Source organism: Actinomadura rugatobispora (assembly GCF_055379765.1).
Genome location: NZ_AP029191.1, coordinates 5,567,652 through 5,590,139, shown reverse-complemented (window position 1 = coordinate 5,590,139; position 22,488 = coordinate 5,567,652). Strand labels below are relative to the sequence as shown.

Below are 22,488 nucleotides of genomic sequence, written 5' to 3'. Positions count from 1 at the left end.
GCATGACACTGCCGGGCGAGCTGACCGGCCTGCTGAGCATGCTCGGGTACGACTGGCCCGAGTCCGACGAGGAAGCGCTGTTCAGGATGGGCGGCGACTGGGTCGGCTTCGCCGGGAACCTGGGCGTCCCGGTCGGCGAGGCCGAGACTCAGGCGGCGCAGATCTGGACCGGGAACATGGGCGAGGGCATCGACGCCTTCCGCACCGCGTTCACGCAGGAGGACGCGCCGGTGCCGGCGCTCAAGGACGCGGGCACCGCCGGCGCGATCATCGGGGCCGCCCTCATGGTGTGCGGCGCGATCGTCCTCGCCCTGAAGATCAATGTGATCATCCAGCTGATCATGCTGGCGATCCAGATCGCGCAGGCCATCGCCACCGCCGCGGTGACCTTCGGGGCCTCGCTGCTCCAGATCCCCCTCTTCAAGATCATAAGCGGGATCATCATCGACCAGCTGATCAACCTCACCCTGCAGGCCATCTTCAATGGGTGAGTCCTCGTGGGGCGGGGCCTCGCCGGGCAGGGCCTCGCTGGGCAGGGTGATCGCGCTCGTCCTCGTCCTGTTCCTGCTCGCCCGCCCCCGGCCGCGGCCCGGCGGGTCACCGGGCGGGGGCGGCGGGAACCCGGGCATCTTCGAGCCGGCGGTGCGCTGGCTGCGCAGGAAGGTCCAGACGAGCGGGCGGCACCATCACGTCTTCCGCGGCGAGGTCCGCCGCGGCCGGGGCGGGCAGATGGTGGGCAGCGGCTACCACCACCGCTTCATGGGGCAGGACTGGGCCGACCGCCGGATCACGCGGGTGGTCCGCACGGGCTCCAACGGCACCTATTCCGCCCGCGTGCAGATGAAAGGGCCCAACGGCCAGTGGGTCGACAAGCCCGCGGACAGCTCGTTCTTCCCCGACAACTGGACGCCCCAGCAGGTGGATCGCACCATCCGGGATGCGTTCCAGAACGGCCGGGAAGTGCCCGGTACCGATGGCAGACGCTGGCGCGGCGAGGCGAACGGGATCCTTGTGGAAGGCTCGTACAAGAGAAGCAGCCGCAACTGGGATTCCGCCTGGCCGGTGGTGGACTGACGAGGAAACGACATGACGGAAAAGCTCTCCTTCTATCGGGATCAGTGGAACGCGCCGGCGTTCCGGCCGCATGACGAGGCCTACAGCGCACTGGGCTCGATGCTCACCAGCGACGTGCAGAACTCCGAGATCCTGTGCCTGGACCGGCTGGCCTGGATCGAGGACGTCCGCAGCGGCCGGAAGGCCGAGCAGGGCTGGCAGGGGAACTCCTGGGACGCCAAGGCGACCCCGCAGGGCCTCCAGTTGTACGACCTCTACTCCGATGACTGGGAGGGTCACTACTCCCTGGAGGAGGCGCACGACGTCCTCGTCGGCTACCTGCGTTTCCTGTCCCCGGGGATGGGCCCGGGCTCGGGGCCGGTGACCGAATGGGAGAAGGAGTACGGCCGCCCCCACCCGTGCCGCGACCATCTCGGCTAGGCGGTGATCGGCGAGATTCGCCGTGCGGCGTCCCGGCCTGACCGGCTGAAGGCCGCGGCGGTGGAACCGCTGCGGAACCGCTGCGGAACCGCGGCGGAACCGGGACGGATCATGCGGCGTCGAACGTGGGCGTCTCGCGGTGGTTGCGGTAGTGATGGCCGCGGGTGACCATAAGCGCACGGTCATGACCGCGACGGCCATGACGCGACCCGCCACGCCTTCCGTAGGATGACCACCCTTGGACAGTGGCGTGTCAAGGGATGAGGGGAGCTTGACCAGTGAGCACCGTCGTGGTCCGGCGCAAGGAACGCCGCAGGCCGCCGGAGATGCCGCGGGGCGAGATCCTGCTGGAGTCCCCGCCCGAGCTGCCCGAAGTCGTCACCGACGGATTCCGGAACGTCCTGACGATGCTGCCCATGGCGGCGGGGTCGGGAAGCATGGCGTTCATGTTCCTCAATCCCAATTCCAACCCGATCCAGATGGTCGCGGGCGGGATGATGGGACTGTCGATGTTCGGCATGATGTTCCAGCAGGTCGGGCAGAAGGGCGGGGAACGCAAGTCCAAGCTGAACGGCGACCGCCGCGACTACCTCCGCTACCTGGGGCAGGTCCGCACCAAGGTCCGCAAGGCCGCCTCGCAGCAGCGCGAGGCGCTGGAGTGGTACAACCCCGACCCGTCCCGGCTGTGGTCGCTGGCGATGAGCGCCCGGCTGTGGGAGCGGCGTCCCGAGGACGGCGACTTCGGGCAGGTCCGGGTCGGCGCCGGCCCGCAGAAGCTGGGCGTGCAGCTGATCGCGCCGGAGACCAAGCCGGTGGAGGACCTGGAGCCGATGAGCGCGGGCGCGCTGCGCCGGTTCATGCGCACCCACTCCACGGTCCCCGCGCTGCCGGTGGCGATCAACCTCCGCTCGTTCTCCCGGATCTTCCTGTCCGGCGACGGCGAGGCCACCCGCGCGATGGTCCGGGGCATGCTGATGCAGCTGGCCACCTTCCACACCCCCGACGACGTGCGGATCAGCGTCTGCACCTCGCAGGAGCAGCTCCTCTACTGGGACTGGGTGAAGTGGCTCCCGCACGCCCTGCACCCCACCGAGCACGACGCCGCCGGGCAGGTGCGGCTGATCGCGCCGACCATGTCCGAGCTGGAGGTCATGCTCGGTCAGGAGGTCAAGGACCGGGCCCGGTTCGTGGCCGGCCGGCCGGCCGGCGAGCTGCCGCTGCACGTGGTCGTGGTGGACGGCGGGATGGCCTCCTACGACTCGCAGCTGGCCGCCGACGGCATCGAGGGCGTCTGCGTGATCGACCTGTCGCAGACCACCGGCACCACCACCGAGGCGGGCACGCTGCGCCTGAACGTCTCGCCCGAGCGCGTCCATATGCTGAAGAAGGACCGCACCGGCAAGGACGTCCCCACCGCGATCGGCAAGCCCGACAACGTGTCGATCGCGCAGGCCGAGGGCCTGTCGCGGCAGCTGTCGCCGTTCCGCAGCAGCGCCCTGGACACCGTGGTCGAGGACGACGTGCTGTCGGCCAACACGACGCTGACCTCGCTGCTGGGCGTCGACAACCCCTACGCCGTCGACCCGGCGCAGGTGTGGCGGCCGCGCGCCCAGCGCAACCGGTTCCGGGTGCCGATCGGCCTGGACGCCGACGGCCGCCCGATCGAGCTCGACATCAAGGAGTCGGCGCAGGGCGGCATGGGCCCGCACGGCCTGTGCATCGGCGCCACCGGTTCCGGCAAGTCGGAGCTGCTGCGCACCCTGGTGCTGGGCCTGGCGATGACGCATTCGTCCGACATCCTGAACTTCGTGCTCGTCGACTTCAAGGGCGGCGCGACGTTCCTGGGCATGGAGGGCCTGCACCACGTCTCGGCGATCATCACCAACCTGGAGGACGAGCTCCCCCTCGTCGACCGCATGTACGACGCGCTGCACGGCGAGATGGTGCGGCGCCAGGAGTACCTGCGGCAGATGGGCAACTACGCCTCGCTGCGCGACTACGAGAAGGCGCGGCTGGACGGCGCGAACCTGCCGCCGATGCCGACGCTGTTCCTGGTCCTGGACGAGTTCTCCGAGCTGCTGTCGGCCAAGCCCGACTTCGCCGAGCTGTTCGTGATGATCGGCCGGCTGGGCCGTTCGCTGGGCGTCCACCTGCTGCTGGCCTCGCAGCGCCTGGAGGAGGGCAAGCTGCGCGGCCTGGACACGCACCTGTCGTACCGGGTCGGCCTGCGGACGTTCTCGGCGATGGAGTCGCGGGTCGTGCTGGGCGTCCCGGACGCCTACGAACTGCCGTCCGCGCCCGGCCACGGCTACATGAAGTTCGGCAGCGAGCCGATGGTGCGGTTCCGCGCCGCCTACGTCTCCGGCCCGGTCGACGAGACGCCCGACCAGAACAAGAACGGCAACACCGGCAGCCAGATCGCCGCGCAGGTCGTGCCGTACATGTCCGGCTACATCCAGCCGCAGGTGATCGAGGAGCCGGGGCAGCAGGAGCAGCCCCAGCAGGAGGAGAACAAGAACAAGGCGTCGCTGTTCGACGTGGTCGTGGGGCAGCTGGCCGGGCACGGCGGGCCCGCGCACCAGATCTGGCTGCCGCCGCTGGACGACGCGCCGCCGCTGAACGAGATGCTGCCGCAACTGTCGGTGGCGCAGCAGCACGGCCTGACCACCGCCGGGTGGGAGGGCCGCGGGAAGCTGTACGCGATGGCGGGCATCGTCGACAAGCCGTTCCACCAGCGGCGCGACCCGTACTGGCTCGACCTGTCCGGCGGCGCCGGCCACATCGGCCTCGCGGGCGGCCCGCAGAGCGGCAAGTCCACCGCGATCCGCACGCTCATGGCCTCGCTGGCGCTCACGCACACGCCCGCCGAGGTGCAGTTCTACTGCCTGGACTTCGGTGGCGGCTCGCTGGCCGCGATGGCCGACCTGCCGCATGTCGGCGGGATCGCGACCCGGCTCGACGCCGACCGGGTGCGCCGCACCGTCGCCGAGGTCAGCTCGCTGCTGGAGCAGCGCGAGCGGGAGTTCGCCGAGCGGGGCATCGACGGCATCGCCACGTACCGGCGGATGCGGGCCTCGGGCGAGTACCACGGCGACGGCTACGGCGACGTGTTCCTGGTCGTCGACAACTGGCTGACCCTGCGGCAGGACTACGAGGCCCTGTCCGACACCATCACCCAGCTCGCCGCGCGCGGTCTCGGCTACGGCATCCACCTCATCGCCGCGACCAACAAGTGGACCGAGTTCCGCACCAACGTGCGCGACCTGCTCGGCACCAAGCTGGAGCTGCGGCTGGGCGACCCGTACGAGTCGGAGATCGACCGGAAGCTGGCCGGCAACGTGCCGGAGAACCGGCCCGGCCGCGGCCTGTCCCGGGACGGGTTCCACTTCCTCACCGCGGTGCCGCGGATCGACGGCGGCGGCGCCGACGAGTCGCTGAACGACGGCGTGATGAAGATGTGCCAGGCGATCGCGCAGAACTGGCAGGGCCCGCGGGCCCCGCAGGTGCGGATGCTGCCGGAGGTGCTGCCGGCCGCGCAGCTGCCCACCCCGGCCGAGACGGGCCTGCGGATCCCGATCGGCATCGACGAGGACGGGCTGGCGCCGGTCTACCTGGACTTCTCCTCCGACCCGCACTTCATGGTCCTGGGCGACACCGAGTGCGGCAAGTCCAACCTGCTGCGGCACATCACGACCGGCATCACCAGCCGGTACACGCCCGACCAGGCGCGGATCATCTTCATCGACTACGGCCGCTCGCTGCTGGACGTGGCCACCACCGAGCACCAGATCGGCTTCGCCGCGTCCGCCCCGGCCGCGACGTCCCTGGTGAACGACATCCGCGGCGCGATGATGGAGCGGCTCCCACCGGCCGACCTGACCCCGGACCAGCTGCGTTCGCGGTCGTGGTGGACGGGCGCCGACCTGTTCCTCATCATCGACGACTACGAGATGGTCGCCACGTCCGACAACCCGCTGCGCCCGCTGGTGGAGCTGCTGCCGCAGTCGCGCGACATCGGCCTGCACATCATCCTGGCCCGCGCCATGGGCGGCGCCGGACGCGGCATGTTCGACCAGACCATCACCCGCGTCAAGGAGATGGCGTCGCCGGGCCTGGTGATGTCGGGCAGCAAGGAGGAGGGCGTGCTGCTCGGCAACGTCAAGCCGGAGAAGCTCGCCGTGGGCCGCGGCTACCACGTCGACCGCCGTACCGGCACCCGCCTGATCCAGACCGCCCTGTACGAGGAGACCCCGCAGTCCTGACCCCGGTTCCGAACCCCGGTTCCGATTCGATCCGTCCGAGCCGCGAACCCGTACGGCAACGTCAACGTCAAACGTCCACGACAGAGGTTCCGTGTTTCCCGCGTCCCCGCCGGGAACGTGCCCGCGAACGCGGGACCCTGCCCGCCACGGCCTCCGGGCCACTACGATGCACCGGTTACGGGCGGCCGCGAGAAACGGGGCCGCCGCCCGGAGCCGTTCGCCGACGCGAAGGAGTACCCGCATGGGCGGTGAGATCAGGCACCAGACCGATTCGATCCGGGATCACAGCAAGAGGTACGAGACCGAGGTGGGCGACCTGCTGAAGAAGACCCGGCAGACCCTCAACGGCGCGCCCCGCGAGGCCGCGTCGGCGGCGTTCACCATGTACGGGTTCGAGCTCGCCATGGCGCACAATCTCGCGACCGAGTGGGCCGACGAGGACCTGCAGACCAAGGTCAGGCAGCTCTACGACTTCGGCAACCGCTTCCGGGCCGTGGCGCAGAACCACGACCAGGCCGAACAGGCGAGCACGCTCAACATCTGACCCGTCCCGTCCCTGTCCCGCCCCCGCTTCTGACCCACCCCCCCGTCCCCCGCTTCTGACCCACCCCCCGTCCCCCGCTTGGGAGCCTCCCGATGTGCGGCGTCAGCGCCTTCAAACTCACCGCCCAGACCGCCTACATGGTGGCCGCGGGCTCGGCCATGCTCATCCCCAACGCCTGGCCCGCCGTCTCGATCATCTACGAGGGGCAGGGCGACCCCGACCAGATCCTGCACGCGGCGATGGACTGGTGGAAGGTCAACGAGCAACTGGGCGAGGTGATGCAGCTCAGTGCTCAACTGCGGGAGTCGATCGACGGCGACACCTGGACCGGCCAGGACCGCAACGCGCACAGCGAGAAGCTGTCGGAGTACGAGAACCAGTGCATGTGGTCGGGCATGCACGCGGCCGCGGTGAGCATGTCCATGTACGGCGTCATGGCGATGCTCATGATCTTCACCGTCATGATGGCGGTGGTCGCCGCGATCCTGTTCGCGCTCGCCATGTACGTCATCGCGATGTACGTGGCCTCGTTCTTCACCGCCGGCGCCTCGGCCGCGGCGGCGCAGGCCAAGGCCAACATCATCGCCGGCAAGTGCTACGCGGTGCTGAAGTCCACCGCCACGATCTTTGAAACGATCATGAGGGTGGCGTCGGCCGTGATGGCCGGGTTCACCGGCCTCATCGGCGTCGGCGGCAACGTGGCCAGCGGCAACTGGATGGCGCTGGCCGACCTCGGCAAGGGCATGTGGAACTCCATCGACGACCTGATCGCCGGCTCGCTCGGCAAGATCGACCAGTCGTTGATGTCCGGGCTGATGAAGGGCCGGCTGGGCGGCCAGCAGCTCTTCAAGTGGACGATCCCCACCGCCTCGCTGCCGCGCGACGCGCGCTTCCCGATCGCGATCCTGGCGGGCATCAAGGGCATCCCCGAGGTCGGGCTGGGCGGCTTCGAGGGCGCCGGCGGCCCCATCGGCCTGGGCAGCATCTACGGTCCGCGCCAGTACGGCGACGACTACGTCAACAAGACCCACCCCACCGACCCGCAGCCGGAGGTCTGAGCCTCTCGCCCCTCGAGGCGGAAGCCACGGGCCTTCCCTGGGCCACAACCGAACCTCCCGGTCTTCATGGGCGCCGCCGTGAAGACCGGGAGGTTCGCCGTTTCCGGGCCGCGGACGCGCGAAGCGGTGCCGGAACGTTCCAGCACCGCCTCAGCGGCACCCTCGCGCGCCGCCACGTTCGTCTCAGCGGGGCGGCCGGCCTCCCTGGGGACCCCGAGGGCCATGGGGGCCCCGGGGACCGTTCTCGTCGTCCTCGTCGTCCTGCCGCTCCTGGGGCTGCTGCGGACGCGACACCGGACCGCCGCCCTCGACGTGGCCGCCCGGGGACCAGCCGCCGCCGGAGCCGCCCTCCACGTGCCCACCGGGCGACCAGCCGCCGCCCGAGGAGCCTTCGACATGGCCGCCGGGCGTCCAACCGCCTTGTGCCTGACCGCCCTGCGGCCAGCCGCCGCCCTGTCCACCCTCGACGTGCCCCCCCGGCGCCCAGGCCGGAGGCGGTGGCGGGGGAATGTTCGGCTGGCCGGGCCCCTGCGGAGCGGCAGGACGCTGCGGGTCCGCAGGTCGAGGCGGGTCGGCGGGACGCGGCGGTGCACCCGGCGGAGGCCCGTAGCCGCCGGAACCACCCGGGGCTGCGCTCGGAGCAGGGTGCGGGCTGGGCGGAGTGGGAGCAGGACCGGGAGCAGGCGGCTGACCGGGCGGAGGCGTCGGGCGCGGGCCCCCGAACGGGAAGCCGCCCTCGCCCGGTGTGAAGAAGGGAAGACCACCGGGCGGGCCGGACGCGGGACCGGAACCGGCGCCCGCCCCCGGACGTGCCGGACCGCCCGGCGCACCGCCCGCGGGAGCATCGCCTCCCGGACCCCCGGACCCGGCACCCCCGATGCCCATCGCACGGCTGACCTGCTCCAGGATGCTCTCGACCTCCTTGGTGGCGCCCTCGAAGATCCGGCCCATGTCGCCCAGCGTCTGGGTGATGCCCTGGGGATCCTCGACGATGTCCTTGAGGTCGTCGGGCGTGAGGTCCTGCGCGCCGAGCGACTCGTCCACCAGCTCCTTGATCTTGCGTTCCAGATCGCGCTTGGCCTCGTATGAGGCCTCCAGGATGGCCGCCTTGAGATCGTCCGAACCGCCGCGCAGCGCGCGCGGATCGAGGTCGAGGTCGGCCAGCCCGCGGTCGTGGTCGTAGACGGCCTTCACCCGGCCGTCGCGGGACTCCCCGTGGCCCTGCAGCTCGGCCATCTGCCGCTGCATGTCGGCGACCTGGTCGAACTGCGACCGGACGTCGCGGAACATCAGCTCCGGGTCGAAGTCGTCATTGGATCCGAGATCCGGCACGAGGTCCCTCCTTGTTTGTCTCCAGGCCCGGCCCCGGGGGCGGCGGGTGGTCGTTCCGGGAGCTTGTCCCCCTGGGTCGGTCCCGGGTTCAGGCGCCGGGGCGCCAGCCGCGGCGCCGGCCGGCCGGGATGACGACGGAGCCGATGGCCACCCCCGCGGCCGCGGTGAGCGTGACGCCCGCGATGGACAGCGCGACGATCCGCCCGACCCGGTCGTCCGGCGGCGGCTGGTCGATCTTCACCTTGTGCGGGCCGGTGGCCGCCGCGGCGGACTGGCCGCGCGCGACCGTGGTCACCGCGCGCAGCGGATTGACCACGCCCGAGCCCGTGCCCTGGCCGCGGGAGCCGTCGGCGGTCAGCTCGATCTGCCGCTTCACCTGCTCGCGGTTCATCCTCGGATGGTACGAGCGGATCAGCGCCGCGGTGCCCGCCACGAACGGCGCGGCCTGGCTGGTGCCGTCGGCCATGTGGTACGTCCCCTGCGGCCACGTGCTGACGACCGACTGGCCCGGCGCGGTCACCGTGACCGGGGTCGTCTGGTTGGAGAAGGTGGCCAGCGAACCGTCCTTGTTGAGCGCGCCGACCGCGATCACACCCTGGTAGCTGGCCGGATAGGCGTTGCGCGGGGTCTGGTTCTGGTCCTTGATGTTGCCGGCCGCGGCCACGATGACCACGTCCTTCTGGAGCGCGTACTGCACCGCGGCGCGCAGCTCGGCGTAGTCGGGCGACTGGGACGACATGTTGATGACCTTGGCCCCCAGATCGACGGCGCGGCGGATGGCCGCGGGCGCCCACTTGGGATCGTTCTGCTGGCCGCCGGTCGCCGCCTTGACCGAGATCAGCTCGATCCCGGGCGCCACCCCGAGGAACGGGATGCCCTGCCGGCGCATGTCGGCCGCGCCGATGATCCCGGCGACCTCGGTGCCGTGGCCGACGCAGTCCTCGTTGCCGGTCTTGGTGACGTCGTACTGCTTGACCCGGCCGCGCAGCTGCGGATGGGTGCCGTCGACGCCGCTGTCGATGACCGCTACCTTGACGCCGCGTCCCCGCGTCAGCTCCCAGGCCTCGGTGAAGTTGAGCTGCTCCTGCGGCCACAGCTGGGCGGGAAGCTGGTTCCTGGGCTGACCGGCCTCACGGGGCTGCGCACAGGGCGCCGCCGCCCCGGCCGCCTGCGCCAGGGGAAGCGGAGGAGCGCACACAAGCCCGACGCCCAGAGCGGACGTGAGCGCCGCCCACCGTGCTCGCCTCAATGCCACCCCTCCCAACGGGCCGACTTCGGAGCCGCTTCAAGAACTGAGTAACAGCACATTACCGGCACCATACGTTCCCGTACCGTCGCGGACCGCGATCATGGACGGCCGGATCAGCCGATCCTCGCGAGCGCCTCGTTGATCGCCCGGGTGAGGAGCGCCATCTGCCGGAGCCCCGGATCCTGCTCCGCACCGTCGTCGCCCGTCCCGTCCTCGGTCTCGTCGCCCTCCGGCTTCGCCGGCCGCGCGGCGTTCCTGGCGCGCGCGTCGTCCAGCGCCGCATTCGCCGCCAGCACCAGCTGCCGGCCGAACTCTTCGGAGGACAGACGCATCGCCTCGGGATCCAGTTCCACCGCGCTGAGCCGTCCGCCCGGCGCCGCGGTCACCCTGATCCGGCCGTCCGCGCCCGAACCGGCGCCCTCGGCCTCCGCGCCCGCGCCGTCCGGGACGTCCACGGGCTCCGCGTCCGGCCTGCGGACGCGGATCGACTCCAGCGTCGCGCGGGCCTCGGCCAGCACCCGGTCCAGATCCGCATCCGAGAACTCCGTCAAACCGGTCTTCCCTCCCATGGTCCGCCCGGTGGCGCGGGCACGCGTCCGCCGCGGCGCTCCGGGCGAGCTTAACGAGCCGTGTGCCCGCCGGAGATCCTTCCGCCTCCCGATGGTCCGATTAGCAGTTTTGCTCCACATTGTGATGTTGACGGAGCCATCCCGAGCCGGCCGCCAGAAGCAACCGACCGAACAGCACCAGAACGCCCGGCGATCACGGCCCGGACAAACGGGAGAACCACGTCCCAGGGAAGAGCGCCGGCCGCCGAGTCGTGGACCGGGAAAGGAGTCTCCAGAACGCGCGAGGCCCCGCCGTCCGCGTGGAGCGGGCGGCGGGGCCGGTGAGCCGTGGCTCAGGTCAGATCGCGACCTCGAGGGCGGCGACCTCTCCGGTCTTCGCACTGATGGTGCTGTCGACGCTCACGCCGCCGGCGGCCAGGACGCGCACGGTCCAGTCGCCGTCGGCGGCGAAGAACCGGAACACCCCCTCGTCACCGGTGACGACCTCGGCGGTGAACTCACCGGTCGAGTCGAGCAGGCGGGCATAGGCGCTGGACACGGGTGCGCCGTCGCGGGTGACGGTGCCCTGGATGACGGCCTCGTTGGCCAGGTCGACGGTCGCCGGAAGGTGCGCCGTCTGCGCGGGCGCTGCGCAGCCCTGGGTCATGATTCCTCCATCTCCGTTTTCACGGGAGTGCTGTCCGCCGGCCGGGCGGAAGATCGTTCACTGGATCGGCCGGATTCACCGGGATCTGTTACTCGGGATCGCCGGGCCCCATTACCCGGGTCAGGTGCTCGGACTGGCCGAGCCGGACGACGCGGCCTACTTGGGCTCGCCGAGCTCGATCGGCACGCCGACCAGCGAGCCGTACTCGGTCCAGGAACCGTCGTAGTTCTTCACGTCCGGCAGGCCCAGCAGCTCGCGCAGGGCGAACCAGGTGTGCGAGGAACGCTCGCCGATGCGGCAGTAGGCGATGGTCGGCTTGCTCAGGTCGACGCCGGCCTCGGTGTAGAGCTCGCGGAGCTCGTCGTCGGACTTGAAGGTGCCGTCGTCGTTGGCCGCCTTCGACCACGGGATGCTGCGCGCGGTCGGCACGTGGCCGGCCCGCTGCGCCTGCTCCTGCGGCAGGTGCGCCGGCGCCAGCAGCTTGCCGCTGAACTCGTCGGGCGAGCGCACGTCGATGAGGTTGTCGGTGCCGATCGCGTCGACGACCTCGTCGCGGAAGGCGCGGATGGCCAGGTCCTGCTCCTTGGCCTTGTACTCGGTGGCGGGACGCTGCGGCACGTCCTCGACCAGCTCGCGGGAGTCCAGCTCCCACTTCTTGCGGCCACCGTCCAGCAGCTGGACCTTGTCGTGGCCGTACAGCTTGAAGTACCAGTACGCGTAGGCGGCGAACCAGTTGTTGTTGCCGCCGTAGAGGATCACCAGGTCGTCGTTGGCGATGCCCTTGGCCGACAGCAGCTGCTCGAAGCCGGTCTTGTCGACGAAGTCGCGGCGGACCGGGTCCTGCAGCTCGGTCTTCCAGTCGATCTTCACGGCGCCACGGATGTGGCCCTTGTCGTACGCCGAGACGTCCTCATCGACCTCGACGAGAACGAGGCCGGGCGAGTCCAGGTTCGACTCGACCCATTCGGCGTCCACCAGGACGTCGGAGCGGCTCATGCGGGAACCTCCCTGTCGGAGCGGATCTTCGTGGTGATGCGGCGGATCAGCAGGTACATCTCGCAGCCGAGGCAGAACCCGAACACCGCGTTCAGGAACGCCGCCCCCAGCGCGAAGGCGGTGGCACCGATACCGAGCCAGGTGAGCTCCAGGGCGTACCCGACCGTGCCGACCAGCGCGAATCCGAGGCCGACGCCCTGGGCGAACCGGGGCGGGCCCTCGTGCTCCAGCTCTCGGGGCGGGCCGAGACGGGGGCGGATCAGCGCTTGGTAGACCAGACCGTACGGTGCGTACCGGAGGCCGAGGAGGCTCGCGATCGCGAACACCACGGCCTGGGCGGCGAGCAGAACCCAGCTTCCCGTCACCAGGACCACGATCAGTACCACCGTCGTGATGGCCGCGGCCGAGCGCTGCCCACGCGGATCAACCTGCATCGGGGTGCTCCTGGCGGAGAGATTCTGTGCGTACGAGCTAGATCGTCGGAATGCTCGGAACGGCGGGCCCGTTGGAGCGGGCCAAGCGGCTCGATGCCTTAGGCCAGGCGACAGAGCGAGGCGGACACGCGGCAGAAATCGACCGCGCGTCGCTTCGTGAGCAGCTGCTCTGTCCGGTAACGCACGGTCCGATGGTAAGCCGACTTCCGTGGCCCTGTCACATCTGTCTCGCCTTTCGAGACAGTTACATTGCCTTTCACGCAGGTCAGCGCGGCGAAGTTCATGGACTGACCGGGTCAGGCAAGGGTGCCGAGGGCCGCGATGACGTCCGCTTTACGTGGCTGGCCGGTCGCTCGGCGGACGATCCGGCCACCGCCGTCCAGCACCAGCACGGTGGGCGTGCGGATCACGTTCAGCCTGCGGACGAGCTCGAGACGGGCCTCCGCGTCGATCTCCACATGGGCCACTCCGTCGACCATCCCGGCGACCTCACCGAGGATCCGGCGGGTGGCGCGGCAGGGCGCGCAGAACGCCGTGGAGAACTGCACCAGCGTGGCACGCTCGCCAAGCTCAACCCCAAGATCGTCCACCCCGAGCCTGTCACCGCCCAAAGCCTCTGGACGACCACCAATGCCCGTGTCGTCGTTCACCGGGGTGCTCCCCTCCGCCGCCTTGCCCTGAACGCGCAGCCTGCCATCGCGGTGCCGCCGAACAAGACCGAACACGGTGGCGGCCACGAGGACCGCGATTGCCACGAGTGCGCCTTCCACGCCAGGGTGCAACCATGCCCGTACACCGTCTCTTCCCCTGACGCCAGCAAGGTCTTCCCTCGCAGCAAGCGGCAGCAGCAAGGCGAGGACGCCGTCGCCGTCGTCCGCGGGCTGCGCCGCCGGGAGCTGCTCCGGGTCGCGGTCGCCGACCTGCTCGGCCTGGCCGACGTCGGCGACGGCGCTCACCGACATCGCCACCGCCATCCGGCTGGGCAGCGGCGCGTGCAATCCGCCCCCATGACGACGATCTCCAGCGCCATCACGCACACCACCTCGCGCAAGGTCAGGCGGGGATGGTGAGGATGGGCTGGCCGTCCAGGGTGACGACCTCGAACGAGTAGATCTCGTCGCGCTGGAACATGGTGGAGCTCTCGTAGACGCCGTAGCCCTTCCGGTACGCCACGTACCAGCTGCCGAGGGCGTCCCGCTGCCCGTTCCGGGCCACCGCGTACCAGCGGCAGTGCCCGCCGAACGGCGCACCCGCCAGATGCAGTTCGACCTTCGTCCCCCATCCCCGCTTGTAGAGCACCAGCTCGGCCTTGACCCGGTTGGACGCGTTGGCGGCGTTGAGCCGCTCTCCTCCGGGGCTCGGCGAGATCAAGGGCGTGGCTGGCGCCGACGGGCCCGGCCGCCCGGCGACCGGACGGTCGTCCCGCGTGACCCCGGACACCAAGCCCCCCGCCAGCGCCCCCATCAGGACGAGCGCGCACGCGGCCAGCGCGGCGGGCGTCCACCACAGCCGGCCCGCGCCGGGCGGGCGTCGGAGGAGCCCGCGGACCCCGCGGCGGCGCCGCGCCGCGCGCGCCAGCAGCGAGTCGAGCAACTCCGGCGGTGGCCCCGTCACCTGGGTGATCTGCGCCTGGTTCACCCGGCCGAGCAACGCGGGCAGCCCCGCCAGCCCGGCCAGCTCGTCCCGGCAGGCCGGGCAGGACTCCAGGTGGGACTCCAGCCTGGCGCGTTCCGCGGGTTCGATCGCGCCGAGGACGTACACGCCCAGCGAGGTGCGCACCTCCGCACAGCCGTTCACGGCGCCAACCCCCGCTCCTCCAACGCGAGCTTGAGCGCCCGGAGGGCGTAGTACGTGCGGGACTTCACGGTGCCGGGCGGGATGCCGAGCGTTTTGGCGGCCTCGGCCACCGAACGCCCCTGGTAGTAGGTCTCGACCAGCACTGCCCGGTGCTGGGGGCTGAGGTCGGCCAGCGCCTCGGCGACCGTCCAGGACTCCAGGGCCCGGTCGATGTCGTCCGAGCCGGCCTCGGTCATCATCAGGTGCTCGTCGATCCCGGTCTCGGGCGGCCTGGCCCGGCGTGCCCGGTGCGCGTCCACCACCAGGTTCCGCGCCACGGTGAACAGCCAGGGCCGGACGGGCCGCCCGGCGAGCGCCTCGGGATGCCGCCAGGCGCGCAGCAGCGTCTCCTGGACCACATCCTCGGCCTGAGGGCGATCGCCACCGGTCAGGCGCAGGACGTAGCCGAGGAGGGGACCACCGTGCTCGTCGTAGAGAGCGCGCAGCAACCCTTCATCCGCGGTCGGACCCACATCTCTCACACGTACGGACTCCCCGTCCGGTTCACGCCCCCGCCATTTCCGCAGATCTTGTCAAGCCGCCCCACCCTCCCCGCAACGGCCCCTCCCAGCCAGACCGCCCGATCTCTCCAGCCGGGCCTCGTTCACACCAGGCTCTTTCAGCTGGTCACCCGACTGCGGCGCCCGGCAGGCTCCTGAGCGAGGACCGTCCAGGCCGCCAGCCCGAGAGTGAGCACCGCCGCCCACAGCCGGTGGGCCTCCTCCCAGCGGTCGTCTCCGAGCGGGACGGTGAGGGCGAGGCCGCCCGGGAGCACGGCGGAGGCGATCGCGATCGCCAGCACCGCGCCGCCCGCCGCCAGGCCGGGCGAGGCCGCGGACGTGAACCGCACGGCCCCCGCCGCGATCGCGAGGGCCGCCGCGACCAGCGCGGCGGCCTCCAGCGTCGCGGCGCCGACGGGCAGTCCGCCGCCCTCCGTCCCCGCCGCGGCCAGGGCGCACACCACCGCCCACCACGCCGCGAGCGGCGGCAGCGCCAGCACGAGCCGCAGCCCCTGCCGGACCGGCCGCTGCACCGGGACGACGTCGGTGGTGTGCCGGGCGGGGTCGTCCAGGACGAACGCCATGCCCAGCGCCCCGGACAGCGCCGCCATCCGCAGCAGGTACAGGACGGTGCCCGCGTCGAGCTCAAGCGACAGGACGAGCGGCACCGCCACCAACACGAGCCCGAGCCCGGCCCCTGCCGCCGGCGCCATCCACACCATCGACCGCGCCACCGGCCGCACCAGCGCCCGCAGAACCACCATCCCCGATCCCCCGCTCCTCCTCGCACCCGACATCACGTCCACCACCCCGCCCACGTGCCGCCCGTCCTCTCGGCATTCGTCGTCACACCAATCCCGCGTCCTGCGTCCCATCCCACCCGCTGCCCGATACCGCCTCTCGCCGCATCCGCCGTGGTGTCCCACGTCCTGCTCCACAAGCGGCCCGGCGCCACGCCCCGCATGGTGCGCAACACCGCGTCCGTCATCACGGCCAGCGGAGTACTCGCGGTCATGAGCAAACCCACATGCGATCGTCAGCGATCGCGCCCAGGACGGTCACACCCAGCAGCACGGCCACGCGGTCTGTGAAGGTCCCCGAACCGACCAGCCCGTCCCAGAGAACGCCTCGACCCGCCAGGCGGGCTCAGCGGACGGCCTGGTCAGCAGGGCGCGGACGACCGTGTACTCGCGAAACCGCACTCTGATCGAGGTCGCCGGTGTGGCGTCCGGCGTGGTGTCGGACGCCGTGATCGACGTGGCGTTCGACGTTATGAGCAGGCCCACCGGCGGTCGTCGGCGGCCTCGGCCGGGGCGGTCACGCCCAGCAGCCAGGCCGCGTGATCCATAAGGGTCTCCGGACGGGCTAAGCCGTCCCAAAATGCCCCGACCCGCCAGGCGGGCTCAGCGGACGGCCTGGTCGGCAGGGCGCGGGCGAGCGTGTACTCGCGAAACCGCACTCTGATCGAGGTCGCCGGTGTGGTGTTCGACGTCATGAGCAGGCCCACAGGCGGTCGTCGGCGGTCTCTACGGGGGCGGTCACGCCCAGCAGCGAGGCCGCGCGGTCTGTGGAGGTGCCTGGACGGGTCAGCTCGTCCCAGGATGCGTTGATCCGCTTGGCGATCTCGGGGGTCGGCCTGTTGAGGAGGGCCTGGACGACGGCGTACTCGCGGTCTCGGACCGTGATCGGGTTCACCGGCGCGAGGATCATGCCGCCGCCACCGCCCATGTTCTTGCGGGCGGTCGCGTACTGCGCCTCGCCGTCCGGGATTCCTCTGATCGCCAGCCAGAACATCAGGACGCCGCGCGCGTCGCAGTGGACGCGGCCGAGGCGTTCCGAGCGCACCACCATGCCTCGGGCGACGCCGGCGGCCAGTTCGAGCCGCCGCTCGCCGTCCCAGGCGGTGCCGATGGTCACCTCGTGGCCGCCGTCGGGGGCGGGCGGCAGCTCGCCCATCGCCGAGGGGCCCTTCACGGCGTACACCCGCTGGCGCACGGTCAGCTCCCGCGTCGCCGCCGGTCCGGCCAGTGCACGCACCCCGTCCACGACCTTGCGCCACTCGGCGGTCCAGGGCTTGAACTCCTCGAAGGCGCAGTAGGTGGTGAGGCCGTGCCGCACGCAGTCTTGAACGGCGGCGGGCTCGCGGGTGGCTCGTTCCCTGGCGGCGGCCAGTTCGGTGGACGGACCGCGGCCCTGCATGACCGCGGCGGCGACGGTGACGGCCAGCGCGCCGGCCGCGACCGCGCGGATCACCGCCGTACGGCCGCCGCTCGCCCACACCGCCACCATGACCATGAGGAACGCGGCGGCCACCAGGTAGAGCGCGTGCCAGCCGGCCGGTCTGCCCACCAGCTCGGCGGTCAGGGGCCGCTCCCCCTCGTCGGCCACCAGCGGCGCCAGCCACCGCGGCCCGCCCTCGTCGGCCACCAGCACGAACGTGGCCGCCAGGACGACGACCACCGCGAGCGGCCCCGCGAACGCCGACCGGGCCAACCGGCCGAGCATCACCCCGACCGCGCCGAGGAACAGCACGATCAGGGGTCCCGTCGCCAGCTCGGCGAACGACCCGTGCCCCACCGCGCCCGGCCGCGCCGCCTCACGGGCGAACAGCGCGGCCACGACCACCGCGGTGACCAGCGCCAGCGGCACCACCGACAGCGCGTGCGCGACCGTCCGCCACCAGGGCGCCAGCACCAGCACGCCGAAGTGCGCCTCGGTGCCGTGCCGGCGGGAGCGCAGGACGGCCGCGTTCACCGTCAGCAGGCCCATGAGTCCGATCAGCAGGGGTCCGAGCTGCGACTCCCGGTCCACCTCGTGCAGGACCGGGTAGGTCTCCCCGTCGCCGGGCCACAGCGTCATGACCACGTGCCCGAGCACGGCGAGGATCACCAGCGGGCGCAGTAGCAGCCGCGCCTCGACCCGCGCGAGCGCCAGCGTCGCCCGCACGGGCGATACCTCCGGCACTGTCTCCACGGGCCTTTCCAGGACTGTCATGCGTCCTCCTTGGGGGACGGCTCCGCGTGCGCCCTTGCGAGGGCGTGCGGTGCTGGGGCTTCCAAGGCGTCGTTCATGGTGCGACCGGCTGTCCGTCCAGGGCCAGGAGGTAGCCGTCCTCCAGGGTCGGGGTGAGCAGGGCCGCGTGGGCTGGAGGGTCGCCGAGGTTGCGGAACTCGCCTGTTCCGGTGCGCCAGCCGGCCAGGGCTCCCGGTGAACGCTCGGTGCTCGACCACACCCGGCCTTCGGCCAGGGCGGCCAGCTCGGCCGGGGTTCCGTCGAAGCGGATCCGGCCCCGGTCCATGACGATCACCCGGCCGCAGAGCATCGCGACGTCCTCGGTCTGGTGCGTGGACAGCAGCACGGTCCGTCCCGCGCCCGCCTCGGCGATCAGTTCCCGGAACCGCATCCGCTGCTCGGGGTCCAGCCCCACGGTCGGCTCGTCCAGCACCAGGAACCCCGGATCGCCCACCAGCGCCGCCGCCAGCGCCACCCGCTGCCGCATCCCGCCCGACAGCGCCCGGATCCGCTTGCCGCGCAGCTCGGCCAGGCCGACGCCGTCCAGGACGCGCCGCACCTCGGCGTGCCGGGCCCGCCGGTCGGTCATCTCCTTGAGGATCGCCACGTAGTCGACGAACTCGAACGCCGTGAAACCGGGGTGGAACCCGGGGTTCTGCGGGAGGTAGCCCAGCACCCGCCGGGCCTCGGTACGCCCCCGCACGCTGCGCGGGTCATGCCCCAGCACCCGCATCGACCCCTTGTCGGGCGGTGTCGCCGTGGCGAGGATCCGCAGCAGCGTGGTCTTCCCGGCCCCGTTCGGCCCGAGCAGCCCGATCACGCCGCGGCCGAGGTCGAGGGACACGTCGTCGACCGCGCGCGTGCCGCGATAGGAGAGGGTCAGCCCGGCCGCCTCCACGGCGGATCCGGTACCGGACGACGGATCTGGACTGGTCACGACAGCCTCCTGGCCGCGAATCGGAAGGACGGGTTCGGAGCGAGGTGCCGGCCGTGGTCGAACCGGTCGCGTACCGCCAGCAGCAGCGACGCCGCCGCCACGACCGCCACCGCCGCGACCACCCGCCCGGCGGGGGTGAACGGGAACAGCGCTCCCCCCACGAGCAGCCGGTCGGCCACCAGCGCCGCCGCCCAGCCGCCCCCGACCACGCCGGGCGCGACGATCGGCCCGAGCCATGGCATCAGCGCCAGCCCGAACGTCGTCAGCGCCAGCGCGGGCAGCAGCCAGCCCGCCGTGACCACCGCGAACGACGGCACCGCCAGGCTCGCCGCCAGCGACACCGGGATCGTGGTCGCCAGCACCGCCACCGTCCGCACCATCAGCAGCCGGAAGGTGTGCAGCGGCGCCACCACCGCCATCTCGTGCGTCGGGTCGAGCCCGGGCCCGAACGACAGCGCCACCCCGGCCAGCGGCAGCAGCGGCGCCGTCGCCAGCAGCAGCAGCGGCGTCGCCGTCCGCCCCACCAGCGCCGACAGCACCAGCACGGTGACCATCGCCAGCAGCCAGGACCGGCGCAGCACCGGTGTCGCCGCCAGCAACCGCGCCGTGTGGTCGGGCACCCCGACCTTGAGCAGCAGCGATTCCACGGGGCCGGGACGCGGGACGTCCATCTCGTCCTGGAGCCGGGCCCAGCCCGTGTCGAGCGCCGCCGGGTCGAACGCGGCCCCCAGCTGCGCGCGGCAGTCGCCGCAGGCCATCAGGTGCCGGTCCGCCGACCACAGCCGGGGCGGCTCCAGCGTCCCGGCCGCGTACGCCCGCAGATCCTCCTCGGGCACATGCCACGGTGTCGGTGCGGTCATGTCAGCTCCTGCCGCAGTTGCCGGCGGGCGCGCATCGCCCGCGTCTTGACGGTGCCGGGCGGCACGCCGAGCAGGGCGGCGGCCTCTCTGGTGGTCAGCCCGTCGATCACGGTCGCCTGCAGGACGGCGCGCAGCTCGGGCGACAGCCGTTCCAGCGAACCGGCCAGATCGCCGTGCTCGACGCGCGCCAGCACGTGCTCCTCGGCGGACCGCTCGTCCCGGTGCCGCATCCGTGCCAGCGCCTGGCGCAGGCGCCCGCGCGCCCCGTCGCCGCGCAGCGCGTCGATCAGGCGCCGCGAGCCGATCCGCCACAGCCAGCCCGCGACGTCGCCGTCGTGCCGGTAGGAGGCGGTGCCGCGCCACACGGCCAGGAAGGTCTCCTGGACGATGTCGTCGACGACCGCGTGATCGGCGCACCGCCCGCGCAGCCGCGCCGTCAGGAAGGGCGCGTACCGGCGGTACAGCTCCTCGAAGGCGTGCCGGTCACCGTCGGCGGCGGCTCTCACCAGCTCGCCGTCGTCGCGGCCGCCCGGCCCGTTCACCTCGCTCACACCCCCTCATCGGAACGGACCCCCGTTTCGGTTCACGGAAGGTGCGGCGGTGAGGAAGCGGCATGCCTGGACGCTCCGGCGCCCGGCGGGAGGCGGAGGTGGGAGAAGGAGGGCGGAGGGTCAGACGCCGCGCAGGTTGCTCATCTTCAGGTTGTCGGCGGTCGCGCTAACGCGGAGCCCCTCGGGGGTCGGCTGGATCTGGCTGATCCGGGAGCCCACCGGCAGGTTGGTGATGGGAACCGTCCAGGCCAGGCGGTCACGGAGCAGCGGGAGCGGGATCTGCCCGGCACCCGAGCCCGCCGACACCGGGGTGATCACGATGCCGCCGCGGGTCGCCTTCACCGACACGACCGCGCTGCCCGTCACCGGGAAGCCCATGATCGCCCCGGCCATGTCCACCTGCAGGTCGTCGCCCTTGGGCCCGATCTTGCGGACCTCCTTGGGGGCGCGCTGCTGGAGCACCTCGTACGGCACCACGGCGGAGGCGGTCGCGGTGCGGACCGTCACGTTGTTGGAGTTGCCCGCCATGACGTCGCTCAGCGGAGCGCCCACCCCGCGCATCTCGACCTTGACGTCCTTGACGGTGATGCCCGACTGGCTCCAGTCGCCGATGGACACGTCGATCCGCTCGTACTCGCCGCCGATCGCCTGGGTGAGGAAGGGAAAGCCGTGGATCTTCACGTCGGGCTGCTGCCGCAGGTCGTACTGCGCCGCCACCTGCCGGCCGATCTCGTTCTGGGCGAACCGGACGCCGAGCCGGTCCGCGGCGATGACACCCCCGACCACGAGGATCAGCAAGACCACCAGCACTTTCCGCATGACTCTCCTCCGGGCGTCGGGACGGCCACACCCTAGTCCGAGCGGAGGGGCCGCCGAGTCGCTCCACAGAACCAGATAGGCAGGAAAAATGTCGGAAAAGATGTGATATCAGCCACCCGCGAACGGCGGCAGCACCTCCACCACACCGCCCTCCGGCAACTCGATGGCCTCGTGTGGCCGCTTCCCGACCGGGACGCCGTCGACCAGGAACGAGCTACGGCCGATCACCCGCCCGAAATCGGCGTCCCGCCCGTCCACACGGGCCGCCCGGGCCAGCGCGTCGGCCAGGGTCACGGCGTCGTACGGCTCCTCGTGAACCCCCGCCGCGGCCTTCGCGGCCGCCCAGTATCTGATCGTTCCCTGAGCCATAACCCCAGAGTCTCATCTGCCTGACCCGGCGGCAGCGGGCGCATACCCCCATTGCCCCGATCCGCGCCTCGGATATGCTCTGCGAAGAGGGATCCGGGCGATGGGGCCGTGGAGTTCATCCGATGACCCAGCATGGCACCACGTCGCGAGCCGTACGCCTGGCCGGGCTCGAGGATGGACCGCCTGGGTCCTTACGTCTTTTTGGCGAGGAGGCGGCACTTGAGCAGCTTGCTCCTGCTGACCAACGCTTTGGAACCTTCCGATGAGGTCCTGCCCGCGCTGGGCCTCCTGCTGCACTCGGTCCGCGTCGCGCCCGCCGAGGCGTCCGCGCTGATCGACGCGCCACCGGCCGACGTCGTCCTCGTCGACGCCCGCCGCGACCTGGTCCAGGCCAAGAGCCTGTGCCGGCTGCTGCGCACCACCGGCCTGGACTGCCCGCTGCTCGGCATCGTCACTGAGGGCGGCCTCGCCGCCCTCAGCCCCGAATGGGGCCTGGACGACGTGCTGCTCCAGACCGCGGGCCCCGCCGAGGTCGAGGCCCGCCTCCGCCTGGCCGTCGGCCGCGCCGCCGCCGTCGCCGAGGCCGACGAGGTCCCCGGCGAGATCCGCAGCGGCGAGCTCACCATCGACGAGGCCACCTACACGGCCCGCCTGCGCGGTCGCGTCCTCGACCTCACCTTCAAGGAGTTCGAGCTCCTCAAGTACCTGGCCCAGCACCCCGGCCGCGTCTTCACCCGCGCCCAGCTGCTCCAGGAGGTCTGGGGCTACGACTACTTCGGCGGCACCCGGACGGTCGACGTCCACGTCCGGCGCCTGCGGGCCAAACTCGGCGCCGAGTACGAGTCCCTCATCGGCACCGTCCGCAACGTCGGCTACCGCTTCGTCCCGGACCACCGCCCAGGCGAACAAGAAGAGGCCGCCGCCGTCCCGTCCTAGGCCCCACTCCTGGACGCAGCCGGGGCTCTAACAGGAGTCTCCGGGTGAATCGTTCACGCTCCTTCTCTGGGTGAATCGGTTCCT

General features: G+C 71.7%; 23 protein-coding genes. 7 read left to right on the top strand and 16 right to left on the bottom strand.

Translation table 11 applies throughout. The annotated features are described in order from the left end of the window. Positions 1-2: 2 nt before the first annotated feature. The 6 genes from ACZ466_RS24920 to ACZ466_RS24895 all read left to right on the top strand — a co-directional run bounded on the left by ACZ466_RS24920 (position 3) and on the right by ACZ466_RS24895 (position 7,358). Positions 3-491: a WXG100-like domain-containing protein gene (locus ACZ466_RS24920; RefSeq protein WP_378281686.1), complete on the top strand. Its 489-nt coding sequence runs from the start codon at positions 3-5 to the stop codon at positions 489-491. Beyond that, positions 484-1,074, top strand: coding sequence for an EndoU domain-containing protein (locus ACZ466_RS24915; RefSeq protein WP_378281627.1), 591 nt, complete (start codon positions 484-486; stop codon positions 1,072-1,074). The genes ACZ466_RS24920 and ACZ466_RS24915 overlap by 8 nt, the downstream gene beginning before the upstream one ends. A 12-nt stretch (positions 1,075-1,086) precedes the next feature. Then, positions 1,087-1,494: a hypothetical protein gene (locus ACZ466_RS24910; RefSeq protein WP_378281628.1), complete on the top strand. Its 408-nt coding sequence runs from the start codon at positions 1,087-1,089 to the stop codon at positions 1,492-1,494. Positions 1,495-1,772: 278 nt separating this feature from the next. Further along, positions 1,773-5,756 (top strand): type VII secretion protein EccCa, encoded by a 3,984-nt coding sequence (gene eccCa, locus ACZ466_RS24905; protein ID WP_378281629.1) that lies wholly within the window; start codon positions 1,773-1,775, stop codon positions 5,754-5,756. Between the two features lie 241 nt (positions 5,757-5,997). After that, positions 5,998-6,300, top strand: a complete 303-nt coding sequence (locus ACZ466_RS24900) for a hypothetical protein (protein WP_378281630.1) — start codon at positions 5,998-6,000, stop codon at positions 6,298-6,300. Positions 6,301-6,392: 92 nt separating this feature from the next. Beyond that, positions 6,393-7,358 carry a hypothetical protein gene (locus ACZ466_RS24895; RefSeq protein WP_378281631.1) on the top strand — a complete coding sequence of 322 codons (966 nt, stop codon included), beginning with the start codon at positions 6,393-6,395 and terminating at the stop codon, positions 7,356-7,358. Positions 7,359-7,541: 183 nt separating this feature from the next. Here ACZ466_RS24895 and ACZ466_RS24890 read toward each other — a convergent pair whose 3' ends face one another. The 16 genes from ACZ466_RS24890 to ACZ466_RS24815 form a co-directional block, all read right to left on the bottom strand. Then, positions 7,542-8,690, bottom strand: a complete 1,149-nt coding sequence (locus tag ACZ466_RS24890) for a YbaB/EbfC family nucleoid-associated protein (RefSeq protein WP_378281632.1) — start codon at positions 8,688-8,690, stop codon at positions 7,542-7,544. Positions 8,691-8,778: 88 nt separating this feature from the next. Continuing rightward, a complete protein-coding gene (locus ACZ466_RS24885) occupies positions 8,779-9,939 on the bottom strand; it encodes a S8 family serine peptidase (protein ID WP_378281633.1) in 1,161 nt (386 codons plus the stop codon). A 113-nt stretch (positions 9,940-10,052) separates the two neighbouring features. After that, entirely contained in the window at positions 10,053-10,490 is a 438-nt protein-coding gene (locus ACZ466_RS24880) for a YbaB/EbfC family DNA-binding protein (protein WP_378281634.1), read from the bottom strand. Between the two features lie 355 nt (positions 10,491-10,845). Continuing rightward, positions 10,846-11,154 (bottom strand): DUF1416 domain-containing protein, encoded by a 309-nt coding sequence (locus tag ACZ466_RS24875; protein WP_378281635.1) that lies wholly within the window; start codon positions 11,152-11,154, stop codon positions 10,846-10,848. 156 nt (positions 11,155-11,310) lie between these two features. Next, complete coding sequence (locus ACZ466_RS24870) at positions 11,311-12,150, bottom strand: sulfurtransferase (protein WP_378281636.1); 840 nt, start codon at positions 12,148-12,150, stop codon at positions 11,311-11,313. Next, the gene (locus tag ACZ466_RS24865) at positions 12,147-12,584 is read right to left on the bottom strand and encodes a DUF4395 domain-containing protein (RefSeq protein ID WP_378281637.1); all 438 of its coding nucleotides are present in this window, start codon (positions 12,582-12,584) and stop codon (positions 12,147-12,149) included. The genes ACZ466_RS24870 and ACZ466_RS24865 overlap by 4 nt, the downstream gene beginning before the upstream one ends. A gap of 296 nt (positions 12,585-12,880) precedes the next feature. Next, on the bottom strand, positions 12,881-13,582 hold the full coding sequence (locus ACZ466_RS24860) for a TlpA family protein disulfide reductase (protein WP_378281638.1): 702 nt from the start codon (positions 13,580-13,582) through the stop codon (positions 12,881-12,883). Between the two features lie 55 nt (positions 13,583-13,637). Beyond that, positions 13,638-14,381, bottom strand: a complete 744-nt coding sequence (locus ACZ466_RS24855) for a zf-HC2 domain-containing protein (protein WP_378281639.1) — start codon at positions 14,379-14,381, stop codon at positions 13,638-13,640. Continuing rightward, positions 14,378-14,869 (bottom strand): sigma-70 family RNA polymerase sigma factor, encoded by a 492-nt coding sequence (locus ACZ466_RS24850; RefSeq protein ID WP_464043958.1) that lies wholly within the window; start codon positions 14,867-14,869, stop codon positions 14,378-14,380. The genes ACZ466_RS24855 and ACZ466_RS24850 overlap by 4 nt, the downstream gene beginning before the upstream one ends. A 170-nt stretch (positions 14,870-15,039) precedes the next feature. After that, positions 15,040-15,684, bottom strand: coding sequence for a hypothetical protein (locus ACZ466_RS24845; protein WP_378281640.1), 645 nt, complete (start codon positions 15,682-15,684; stop codon positions 15,040-15,042). Positions 15,685-16,411: 727 nt separating this feature from the next. Next, positions 16,412-17,914 (bottom strand): hypothetical protein, encoded by a 1,503-nt coding sequence (locus tag ACZ466_RS24840; RefSeq protein ID WP_378281641.1) that lies wholly within the window; start codon positions 17,912-17,914, stop codon positions 16,412-16,414. A 73-nt stretch (positions 17,915-17,987) separates the two neighbouring features. Further along, a complete protein-coding gene (locus tag ACZ466_RS24835; RefSeq protein ID WP_378281642.1) occupies positions 17,988-18,869 on the bottom strand; it encodes an ABC transporter ATP-binding protein in 882 nt (293 codons plus the stop codon). Further along, the gene (locus tag ACZ466_RS24830; RefSeq protein ID WP_378281643.1) at positions 18,866-19,729 is read right to left on the bottom strand and encodes a zf-HC2 domain-containing protein; all 864 of its coding nucleotides are present in this window, start codon (positions 19,727-19,729) and stop codon (positions 18,866-18,868) included. The genes ACZ466_RS24835 and ACZ466_RS24830 overlap by 4 nt, the downstream gene beginning before the upstream one ends. Beyond that, positions 19,726-20,280, bottom strand: a complete 555-nt coding sequence (locus tag ACZ466_RS24825) for an RNA polymerase sigma factor (protein ID WP_378281644.1) — start codon at positions 20,278-20,280, stop codon at positions 19,726-19,728. The genes ACZ466_RS24830 and ACZ466_RS24825 overlap by 4 nt, the downstream gene beginning before the upstream one ends. 120 nt (positions 20,281-20,400) lie before the next feature. Then, positions 20,401-21,099 (bottom strand): LmeA family phospholipid-binding protein, encoded by a 699-nt coding sequence (locus ACZ466_RS24820; protein WP_378281645.1) that lies wholly within the window; start codon positions 21,097-21,099, stop codon positions 20,401-20,403. Between the two features lie 108 nt (positions 21,100-21,207). After that, complete coding sequence (locus ACZ466_RS24815) at positions 21,208-21,468, bottom strand: MoaD/ThiS family protein (protein ID WP_378281646.1); 261 nt, start codon at positions 21,466-21,468, stop codon at positions 21,208-21,210. Positions 21,469-21,687: 219 nt separating this feature from the next. Here ACZ466_RS24815 and ACZ466_RS24810 point away from each other — a divergent pair, with 219 nt between their 5' ends. Continuing rightward, complete coding sequence (locus ACZ466_RS24810) at positions 21,688-22,404, top strand: winged helix-turn-helix transcriptional regulator (protein ID WP_378281647.1); 717 nt, start codon at positions 21,688-21,690, stop codon at positions 22,402-22,404. Positions 22,405-22,488 lie beyond the last annotated feature (84 nt).

What these genes read in the sequence shown, in the direction of transcription:
- ACZ466_RS24920 (WP_378281686.1), top strand. Translation starts at nt 3, where the DNA reads ATGACACTGCCGGGCGAGCTGACCGGCCTGCTGAGCATGCTCGGGTAC.
- ACZ466_RS24915 (WP_378281627.1), top strand. Translation starts at nt 484, where the DNA reads ATGGGTGAGTCCTCGTGGGGCGGGGCCTCGCCGGGCAGGGCCTCGCTG.
- ACZ466_RS24910 (WP_378281628.1), top strand. Translation starts at nt 1,087, where the DNA reads ATGACGGAAAAGCTCTCCTTCTATCGGGATCAGTGGAACGCGCCGGCG.
- ACZ466_RS24900 (WP_378281630.1), top strand. Translation starts at nt 5,998, where the DNA reads ATGGGCGGTGAGATCAGGCACCAGACCGATTCGATCCGGGATCACAGC.
- ACZ466_RS24895 (WP_378281631.1), top strand. Translation starts at nt 6,393, where the DNA reads ATGTGCGGCGTCAGCGCCTTCAAACTCACCGCCCAGACCGCCTACATG.
- ACZ466_RS24875 (WP_378281635.1), bottom strand. Translation starts at nt 11,154, where the DNA reads ATGACCCAGGGCTGCGCAGCGCCCGCGCAGACGGCGCACCTTCCGGCG.
- ACZ466_RS24870 (WP_378281636.1), bottom strand. Translation starts at nt 12,150, where the DNA reads ATGAGCCGCTCCGACGTCCTGGTGGACGCCGAATGGGTCGAGTCGAAC.
- ACZ466_RS24865 (WP_378281637.1), bottom strand. Translation starts at nt 12,584, where the DNA reads ATGCAGGTTGATCCGCGTGGGCAGCGCTCGGCCGCGGCCATCACGACG.
- ACZ466_RS24845 (WP_378281640.1), bottom strand. Translation starts at nt 15,684, where the DNA reads ATGGTGGTTCTGCGGGCGCTGGTGCGGCCGGTGGCGCGGTCGATGGTG.
- ACZ466_RS24840 (WP_378281641.1), bottom strand. Translation starts at nt 17,914, where the DNA reads ATGACAGTCCTGGAAAGGCCCGTGGAGACAGTGCCGGAGGTATCGCCC.
- ACZ466_RS24830 (WP_378281643.1), bottom strand. Translation starts at nt 19,729, where the DNA reads ATGACCGCACCGACACCGTGGCATGTGCCCGAGGAGGATCTGCGGGCG.
- ACZ466_RS24820 (WP_378281645.1), bottom strand. Translation starts at nt 21,099, where the DNA reads ATGCGGAAAGTGCTGGTGGTCTTGCTGATCCTCGTGGTCGGGGGTGTC.
- ACZ466_RS24815 (WP_378281646.1), bottom strand. Translation starts at nt 21,468, where the DNA reads ATGGCTCAGGGAACGATCAGATACTGGGCGGCCGCGAAGGCCGCGGCG.